Source organism: Streptomyces sp. bgisy100 (assembly GCF_057709105.1).
Genome location: NZ_JBYITE010000018.1, coordinates 113,607 through 122,544, shown reverse-complemented (window position 1 = coordinate 122,544; position 8,938 = coordinate 113,607). Strand labels below are relative to the sequence as shown.

Sequence of the window (8,938 nt, the reverse complement as noted above, 5' to 3'; positions counted from 1 at the left end):
TTTCCCGCCGGTGCGGGCCGACTCGGCCCGGGCCTGCTCGGCCTTCTGCTTGGCTTCCCCGGCGGCCTTCACCGCGGCGAGGTCGACGACTCCGCTCATGGACATGTTCCGTGGCTGCATGAGTACATCCTCCCCCTTCCGCGCAAAGATCGGAAAAGCGCGGTGGCCGATACACGCACCGCGTTCGCCCGGTGACCCGCCGGAATGCGGGGACGGACGGAGCGGAGACGGCCGAATCGTGGATTCGTGGGCGGCGGCGGGTCCCCACCCGCGCGCCGGAGTGATCGTCGCTCTTTCGCTACGAGTCGTAGCGTAACTGCATCCGACCCCGTGCCCACAAGACCGCCTCCCCCGATGGGCGGTGATCTCGCTCACGGCAGTCTTCCCCGGCGGAACCCCTACCAACCGGTATGGTCGCCCGCATGTGCCGCACCACCCCCCGCAGCCCGGGCCGAACGGGCAGGCCCCGCAGCGCCGAGGCGGATGCCGCGATCCTCGACGCGACCCGCGCCGCGCTCGTCGAACTGGGCTGGTCCAAGCTCACCATGAGCGATGTCGCGGCACGCGCCGGGGTCGCCAAGACCACCCTGTACCGGCGGTGGGCGAACCGGAGCGAACTCGTCGTGGACGCGGTCGCCGTGCTCTTCGACGAACTCGAACTCCCCGATCTGGGCAGCCTCCAGGCCGATGTGGAGAGCGTGGTGCTGCAGTTCGGCGCGCTGCTGGAACGGCCGGAGACCAAGACCGCCCTGATGGCGGTGGTCGCCGAGTCCACGCACGACGCGGCGCTGCGCGAGCGCATCCGGTCGGCGATCGTCGACCGGCAGAAGGAACTGGTCGTCCTCGGGCGGGACCGCGCACAGCAGCGCGGCGAGCTGCCGGCCGACCTCTCCGGCCCGGACGGCGAGGCCGCCGCGGCCCGCAACATGGACCTGATCTACGACGTGATCGCGGGAGCCGTGGTGCACCGCACGCTGGTGAGCGCGGAGCCGGTGGACGCCGGCTGGTCCCACGACTTCACCACCCTGCTGCTGGGCGGCCTGGCCGCGGTGGCCCGCGACGGCCGGGCCTGAGCGGGGTCCGGCCGGCCAACCGCGGCCCCGGCTCCGGACGGGGCGGGCCGGGCACGTGGGCGCCGGACCGAGGAGCCGCCGGCCGGGCCGGCGGACGGACGGACGGACGGACCAACGAGCCGACGAGCCGACGAGCCGACGACCGGGCCTGGCCACCGGACGCCGGGCCCACGCAAGGGCACCGGCCCGAGGCGCCGGCCACACCGGGCCGTCGGCCCCTGGCGCGCCGACCGCCGGTCCTAAGAACTTTCTGAGAACGCCGTTTGGCAGCCTGGGGCCATGAACACCGAGCTCTCCCGCCGCGGCCGCCGGACGCCGCCCGCCCGGCCCGCGGTGCGCGGATGACCCCCGGCCGCGGCAGCGACCCCGCACCGGCGGGCCCGCCCGCGCCCCGGATCCTGGTGGTCGACGACGACCCCGAGGTGCGGGCAGCCGTCGAGGACGGCCTCACCGTCGAGGGCTTCACCGTGTGCGGGGCGGCCGACGGGCTGGAGGCGCTGCGCGCGGTCGGCGACCGGCAGCCCGACGCGATGGTGCTGGACGTGATGATGCCCGTGCTGGACGGCCTCGCGGTGTGCCGCCGGCTGCGGGCGCTCGGGGACCGTACGCCGATCCTCGTCCTCACCGCGCTCGACGCCGTGCGCGAGCGGGTCGACGGGCTGGACGCCGGGGCCGACGACTACCTCGTCAAGCCCTTCGCACTGGACGAGCTGAACGCGCGCCTGCGCGCCCTGCTGCGCCGGGCCGCGCCGCCGGCCGGGCCCGAGGAGGGGCAAAGCGCCTTCGCCGATCTCGTGGTGGACCCGGCTACCCGGACCGGGACGCGCGGCGGACGGCGGGTGGAGTTCAGCCGGACCGAGTTCGCCCTGCTGGAACTGCTGCTCGCCCACCCCGGCCAGGTGCTGCCGCGGGAGCTGATCCTGGAACGGGTCTGGGGCGCCGCGTTCGGCCCGGACACCAACTCCCTGGCCGTCTACGTCGGTTACCTGCGCCGCAAGCTGGAGGCTGGCGGCGAGCCGCGGCTCGTCCACACCGTGCACGGCGTCGGCTACCGGCTGGACCTCGTATGACCGGCCGCCGGTCGCTCGGTGCCCGCTGGCGCCGCCGCAGGCCCCTGCGGACCCGGCTGGCGGCGGTCGCCTCGGCCGCGGTGGCCCTGGTCGCGGTCGGGGTCTGCTGGGCGGCGTTCCTGGTGATCCGGCACGAGCTGTACCACCAGCTCGACCTCCACCTCACCCAGTCGGCGACGCTGGTGCAGCAGCAGAACCGCGACGAAGGACCCCAAGTGGTGTACGGCGAGTGCGTCTTCCTCTCGGCGCCCGCCTGCTCGCAGATCGTCCCCGCCGACCCGGCCCGCGATCCGTCCGCGCCGTATCCCCTGGCCGTGGCCGAACCCGTCCGGGAGGTCGCGGCCGGCGACCGCGCCCCGTACTACAGCAACATCAGCGTGGAGGGGCACCCGGCCCGGATGCTCACCACCACCTTCGGGGAGGACCGGGCGCTCCAGGTGGCGCTGCGCTCCGACACGGTGCAGCAGGGGGTGCGGCGGGCCGCCTGGATGCTGGGCGCCGTCGGCGGCGCGGGGGTGCTGCTCGCCGGGGCGCTCGGCTACTGGGTGTCCCGGACCGGTCTCGCGCCGGTCGCCCGGCTGACCGCGACGGCCGAGCGGATCGCGGCCACCCGCGACGCCCGGCACCGGATCGAGCTGCCGCCCGGACCGCCCGGCCGGCAGGACGAGGTGACCCGGCTGGCGGCGAGCTTCAACACCATGCTCGGCGAGCTGGAGCAGTCGGTGACGGCACAGCGGCAACTGGTCGCGGACGCCTCGCACGAGCTGCGGACCCCGCTGACGGCGCTGCGCACCAACGCCGAACTGCTGGCCCGCGGCGACCGGCTGACCCCGGCGCAGCGGGAGCGCGCCTCGGGCGCGCTGGAGCGGCAGATGCGGGAGGTGACCCGGCTGGTGGGCGACCTGATCGAGCTGGCCCGGGAGGAGGAGCCGCAGCCGCTGCTGGAGGACGTCCGGCTGTCGGCGCTGCTGGAGCACGGGGTGGGGGCGGCGCGGGAGCACTGGCCCGCGGTCGGGTTCACCGTGGCGATCGAGCCGGCGGCGCAGCCGCTGACGGTGGCCGGGGTGCCCGCCCGGCTCAGCCGGCTGCTGGGCAATCTGCTGGACAACGCCGCGAAGTTCAGCCCGCCGGGCGGCCCGGTGGAGGCGGCGCTCACCGCGCACGGCGACGGCTGCGAACTCACCGTCCGGGACCACGGCCCGGGCATCTCCGCCGAGGACCTCCCTCACGTCTTCGACCGCTTCTACCGGGCGGACGCCGCCCGCGCCCTGCCCGGCTCGGGCCTGGGGCTGGCGATGGTCCGCCGGATCGCCCTGGCCCACGGCGCGGAGGCCACCGCGGAACGGGCCCCGGGCGGCGGCGCGCTGTTCCGGGTCCGCTTCACGGGAGCGGCGGCCGACGAGGACGAACAGGGCACCACGGCGTATCCGCCCGACTGACTGCCTCTCATCTCCGCGACGTCTAGGGTGATTCGCGGGGAAACGCCGTACGGGAGGGGGCGCCGGTGGCGCGCGTCGTCGTGGTGCACGGAGTCGGCCGGCAGCTGGACACCGCCGAGACACTGCTGCCGGCCCTGGAACCCGCGCTGCGGGGCGGGCTCAACCTGGCCCTGGAGCGTGACACGGCACTCGCCGCCCAGGTCCCGCCCCTGGCGGCGGGGGATGTCGCGTGCGTGGGCTACGGCCATCTCTTCCGCCGGCCCGGGACGCGCGGCGGCGTGCCGGACTTCGAAGCCACCGACGTCGCGCCGGGGTTCGAGACGGAGCTGCTGATGGCCTGGTGGGAGGCGGCCGCGGCGGCCGACCCGGTCGTGCTCGGCCCGGACGCCGCCACCCGCGGGATGCTCGGCTACGCCGCCTCCCGGCCGCTGACGACCGCCACGGTGCAGCGCGCCCTCGACGCCCTCACCCGCTCCCGGTTCTTCCGGGCCGTGTCGGACTCGCTGCTGATCGCCGGCCTCAAGCAGTTCCGCCGCTACCTCACCGACGGCGATCTGCGGACCGCGGTGCGGGCCCGCACCGATGCGCTGATCGGCCCCGACACCCGGGTGGTGGTGGGCCACTCGCTCGGCTCGGTCGTCGCGTACGAGACGCTGTGCGCCCGGCGGACCGGCCAGGTCGCCTCGCTGGTCACGCTCGGCTCGCCGCTGGGCATCCGCAACCTGACGTTCGACCGGCTCCAGCCGCCTCCGCGCGAGGGCACCGGCGTCTGGCCGCCGGGCCTGCGGCACTGGCACAACGTCGCCGACGCCGGTGACATCGTGGCCCTGGTCCGCGAACTGGCCCCGCGGTTCGGGCCCCGGGTCCGCGACCACCGGGTGCACAACGGCACCACCATGCACAGCATGACGGCGTATCTCACGGCCGTGGAGACCGGTGCCGCCATCGCCGAGGGGCTGGTCCACGCCGCGGAGCCGGACGGTGCCGAAGTGGCGGGCATTCCGCGGCCGGGCGTCCGGGAGCCGGGCGGTGCCGGGGCGGCGGGCCTCGCGCCGCCGGGCGTCCGGGAGCCGGCTGCCCCCGGGGAGCCCGCGCCGTGACCGCCGCGCCGCCGCACGGCCCCGGCGAGGACCGGGGCCGGGACCGGGAGTTACGGCGGTTCCTCTTCGCCGCCGGGACCCGCCACTACCCGGCCGAGCCGGAACTCGACGAACTCCCCGGGGTGGACGAGGACGTGGACCGCGTCACCGCCCTCTTCGCCCCGCTCGGCTACCGGCGGATCCTGCCCCACCTGGGCCGCAACCCGGACGCCCAGCGGCTCCTGGCCGAGCTGGAGGAGTGGCTCCAGCACCCCGACCGCTCCGAACGGGACGTGCTGGTCCTGTACTACGCCGGCCACGGCATCAAGCACCCGCAGCGGCGGCAGCACTATCTGATGTGCGGCGGCAGCCGGATCGCGCTGCCGCAGAGCACCGCGGTCCGCTCCGGCGACCTCGCCGGGCTGCTCGCCTCGTCACCGGTCGGCCACGTCCTGATGCTCCTCGACACCTGCTACGCGGGCGCGGGGACCGCGGAGATGGCCGCCGTCGCCCACGATCTGGTCGCCACCCGCCCCCACGACGGCGACGGCCCCTGGCTGATGGCCGCCGCCCGGGCCCGGGAACAGGCCGTGGACCACGCGTTCGTCCCGGCGCTGGAACACGCGCTGGCCATCAGCCGGGCCGGGATGCGGCAGCCGCACCTCGACCCGGTGGAGATCACCGGCCGGGTCGACGCCCACCTGCGCGCGCACCACCCGCACCAGAGCGCCCGGTGCAGCGCCACCGATGTGCGCGTGCCGCCGCCGTTCTTCCCCAACCCGGCCCACCGGCCGGGCCTGCCGCCGGACCTGCTGGACATCCGGGCGGCCCGGGAGTGGGCCGCCCACTTCGATCCGCGGAGCCGGGGCGTGGAGTACGCCAGCGAGAAGGGGGACCACTTCACCGGACGGCTCCAGGCGCTGGCGGTGCTCGCCGGATGGCTGCGCCGTCCGCAGCACGACAGCCGGGCGCGGGTGGTCACCGGCGGTCCCGGGTCGGGCAAGTCGGCGGTGCTGGGCCGGCTGCTGGCCCTGGCGGACGCCGATCCCGCCCGGCGTCCCCCAGCCCCGGACCACGTGCTGCCGCCGCCCGGCTGCGTCACCGCCGCCGTGCACGCCCGGGGCAGCACGCTGGAGGCCCTCACCGAGCGGCTGGCCGCGGCGCTGGACGTCGCGGCGGACACCGTCCAGCAGTTGCTCTCCGGCCTCGTGGACCGCGCCACCCCCTGCACCGTGCTCATCGACGCCCTCGACGAGGCCGGCACCGGCGTCGGCGGCAGCGAACCCCGGCGCATCGCCCGGGAACTGCTCCGCCCGCTCTCCGCGCTGCCGCAGGTCCGGCTGATCGTGGGCAGCCGCCGCGAGACGGTGCCCGACCTCGGCAGCGCGGTGGAGATCGTCGACCTCGACACCGACGCGTACACCGGGCCCGAGGACGTCGAGGAGTACGTCCGGAGCGTGCTGACCGGCGCCGGGGACGCCGCGGGGTGCGCGTACCGGGGGCCGGGCGAACCGGCGTCCGTCGTCGCGGCCGCGGTGGCCCGCCGGGCGGGCCGGTCCTTCCTGGTCGCCCGGATGACGGTGCGGGCGCTGCTCCACGGCGACCTGACGGTGGACACCACGGTCCCGGGCTGGGAGGAGCGGCTGCCCTCGGAGGCCGGCCAGGCCTTCCACGCCTACCTCGCCCGGTACGGGGAGGACGAGGAGCGGGTCCGCCGGCTGCTCACCCCGCTCGCCTACGCCGAGGGCGACGGCCTGCCCTGGGACTCGCTGTGGGGCCCGCTGGCCACCGCGCTGTCCGGGGTGCCCTGTTCGGACGAGGACATCGACTGGCTGTTCCGGCACGCCGGGGCCTACGTCGTCGAGGTGCCGGTCGACGACGAGCGGTCGGTGTTCCGCCTCTTCCACGAGGCGCTGGCGGAGTACCTGCGCAATCCACGCCGGGACACCGAGAACCAGCGGCGGATCACCGACACGCTGCTGGCCTCGGTGCCCGCCGAGCCGGACGGGGAGCGGGACTGGCCGCGCGCCCACCCCTACGTCCTGTCCCACCTCCCGGGACACGCCACGGCCGCCCGGGAGTTCGAACGGCTGCTGGGCGACGCCGGGCTGCTGGTCCACACCGAGCCCCACGCCCTGCTCTCCGCGCTGGAGGAGGTCACCGGCCCGGCGGCGACGGCGGTCCGGGCGATGTACCGGACGAGCGCCCACCTGTACCGGCACGCCACGTTCACCGAGCGCACGCAGATCCTGGCCGTCGACGCGGCGCGGTTCCGCTCGTCGGTCCACCGGGAGCAGCTGGACCGGCGGCTGGAGTGGCGGCCCCGGTGGGCGACGAGCAGTCAGACGAGCACCGCGTTCCGCGCGGAGATCGCCTCGGATCCGGACTACCCGCCGGCGCTGGCCTGTGCCGTGGTCGACGGCATGCCGGTCGCCGTGACGAACGCCCGGCCGGACCTCGCCGAGGTGCGGGATCTCGGCACCGGGAGCCGGGTCGCCGTGCTGCGGGGTCACACGGATTCGGTGACGGCGATCGCCTGCACGGTGCTGGACGGTGACCCGGTGGCGGTGACCGGCAGCGCGGACGGCACCGTCCGGGTCTGGGACCTGGGGACCGCGGCGGAAGTGCGCCGGTTCCCCGTGCCGGGCGGCCATGTCGTGGCGCTGGCGTGCACCGAGGTGGCGGGCGCCCCGGTGGTCGTCGGCCACGAGTCCCGGGGTGCGGGGTGGTTGTGGGAGCTGCGCACCGGAACGGTCCGGTACACCGTGCGGCCGAACCCGCGATGGTCGGGCGGCGACGCGACCCTCGCGTGCCTGCCGCTGGACGACACCGTCCTCACCCTCGTCACCAGGGCCGACCACCGCACCCAGGTGTGGGACCTGACCACCGGCCGTATCCGTGGCCTGGCGCAGGACACCCAGGCCTACGCCGTCGCCTGCACCCGGCTCGACGGTCTGCCGACCGTGCTCCTCGGCGGCCGGGACGGGCCGCTGGTGCTCCGGGACCCGGAGTCCGGCACCGTGCGGGCGGAACTCCCGCTGCCGGCCTGCTGGGTCACGGCCATCGCCTGCACCGGGATCGAGGGCACCGCGGTCGCCGTTCTGGGTCTCGGCGACGGCGGAGTGCTGGTCGTCGATCTGCGGACCGGTGCGCTGCTCGGCCGGCTCAACGGCCACGGCGACTGGGTGCACCAGGTGGTGTGCACCACGCTCGGCGGCTCCCCGGTGGTGGTCACCGCCAGCAGCGACGGTTCCGTCCGGCTGTGGGACCTGGTGCCGATCCCGCAGGCGGTCGACCCGGGCGGGCACAACAGCTCGGTGGAGGGCGTGGCCGACTGCGTCGTCGGCGGGGTCCCGGTCGCGGTGTCCGCGGGCCACGACCGCTCCGTGCGGATGTGGGACCTCGCGAGCGGCAGAGCGCTGGCCCGGTGGGAGGACCACGCCGGCTGGGTGGACTCCGTGGCCTGCGTGCAGGTGGACGGCGCGCCGGTGGCCGTGACGAGCAGCCACGACGGCTCCGTTCACGTCCGTGGACTGACCGACGGCACGGCCTGGACGGTGGCCGCCGGGGTCCCGTGGAAGCCGGCCGTCGCCTGCACGGTCCTGCGGGGCGAGCCGGTCGCCGTGGTCGCCGAGCACACCTACGGCGACCGGGCGACGCCGCCCCTGCGCGTGTGGAACCTGTCGGCCCGCCGGGAGATCGCCCGCCTCGACGTGGCGATGCGGAACATCGGCATCATGGCCTGCACCGTGCTGGACGGCCGCCCCACCCTCGTCGCGCACGGCTGGACGGAGTCCGCCGACCGCACCGTCCAGCTCTGGGACCTGCTCACCGGCGAGACCCCGGGCGAGCTGGTGGGATGCACGGACCAGATCAACGCGATGGTGTGCACGGTGGTCGGTGACGCGCCCCTGGTGATCACCGGTTCCGCGCACCACGGCGCGAGCGTCTGGGACCTGCGGACCCGGAAGGAGCGTTTCCGGCTCGACGGCGGCATGCCCTGGGTCAACGCCCTCGCCTGCACGGTGCGGGACGGCACCCCCGTCGTCGCCGCCGTCGGCTACCACGATCTCCAGGTGTGGGACCTGCTCGGCGGCCGGCTCGTGCAGCACTACGCGCTGCCCCACCGGACGAACGCGGTGGCCGTCGGCGCCGGCGGCGAGCTGATCGTCGGCACCGGGTACGAGGTCCTCGTCCTCGAACGGGCCGCGGGGCACCCCGCACGGCGAGGGCCGTTCCCCCTGGGGTGACCCCGGGGAAACGGCCCTTCACACACT

The 8,938-nt window shown here is 75.7% G+C and carries 5 protein-coding genes and 1 pseudogene; 5 read left to right on the top strand and 1 reads right to left on the bottom strand.

The window, feature by feature from the left end:
• A pseudogene (locus AC3EQ1_RS15285) lies at positions 1–120 on the bottom strand (co-chaperone YbbN); the annotation flags it as partial.
• A 302-nt stretch (positions 121–422) separates the two neighbouring features.
• Here AC3EQ1_RS15285 and AC3EQ1_RS15280 point away from each other — a divergent pair.
• The 5 genes from AC3EQ1_RS15280 to AC3EQ1_RS15260 all read left to right on the top strand — a co-directional run bounded on the left by AC3EQ1_RS15280 (position 423) and on the right by AC3EQ1_RS15260 (position 8,911).
• A complete protein-coding gene (locus AC3EQ1_RS15280; protein WP_432094845.1) occupies positions 423–1,073 on the top strand; it encodes a TetR/AcrR family transcriptional regulator in 651 nt (216 codons plus the stop codon).
• 341 nt (positions 1,074–1,414) lie between these two features.
• Positions 1,415–2,143 carry a response regulator transcription factor gene (locus AC3EQ1_RS15275; protein WP_432094844.1) on the top strand — a complete coding sequence of 243 codons (729 nt, stop codon included), beginning with the start codon at positions 1,415–1,417 and terminating at the stop codon, positions 2,141–2,143.
• The gene (locus AC3EQ1_RS15270) at positions 2,140–3,582 is read left to right on the top strand and encodes a sensor histidine kinase (protein ID WP_432094843.1); all 1,443 of its coding nucleotides are present in this window, start codon (positions 2,140–2,142) and stop codon (positions 3,580–3,582) included. Before AC3EQ1_RS15275 ends, AC3EQ1_RS15270 begins: the two co-directional genes overlap by 4 nt.
• A gap of 65 nt (positions 3,583–3,647) precedes the next feature.
• Positions 3,648–4,682 (top strand): alpha/beta hydrolase family protein, encoded by a 1,035-nt coding sequence (locus tag AC3EQ1_RS15265; RefSeq protein WP_432094842.1) that lies wholly within the window; start codon positions 3,648–3,650, stop codon positions 4,680–4,682.
• The gene (locus AC3EQ1_RS15260) at positions 4,679–8,911 is read left to right on the top strand and encodes a caspase family protein (protein WP_432094841.1); all 4,233 of its coding nucleotides are present in this window, start codon (positions 4,679–4,681) and stop codon (positions 8,909–8,911) included. Before AC3EQ1_RS15265 ends, AC3EQ1_RS15260 begins: the two co-directional genes overlap by 4 nt.
• The last annotated feature ends 27 nt before the right edge of the window (positions 8,912–8,938 follow it).

Coding starts and splice junctions, on each gene's coding strand:
- AC3EQ1_RS15270 (WP_432094843.1), top strand. CDS start 2,140: ATGACCGGCCGCCGGTCGCTCGGTGCCCGCTGGCGCCGCCGCAGGCCC.
- AC3EQ1_RS15275 (WP_432094844.1), top strand. CDS start 1,415: ATGACCCCCGGCCGCGGCAGCGACCCCGCACCGGCGGGCCCGCCCGCG.
- AC3EQ1_RS15280 (WP_432094845.1), top strand. CDS start 423: ATGTGCCGCACCACCCCCCGCAGCCCGGGCCGAACGGGCAGGCCCCGC.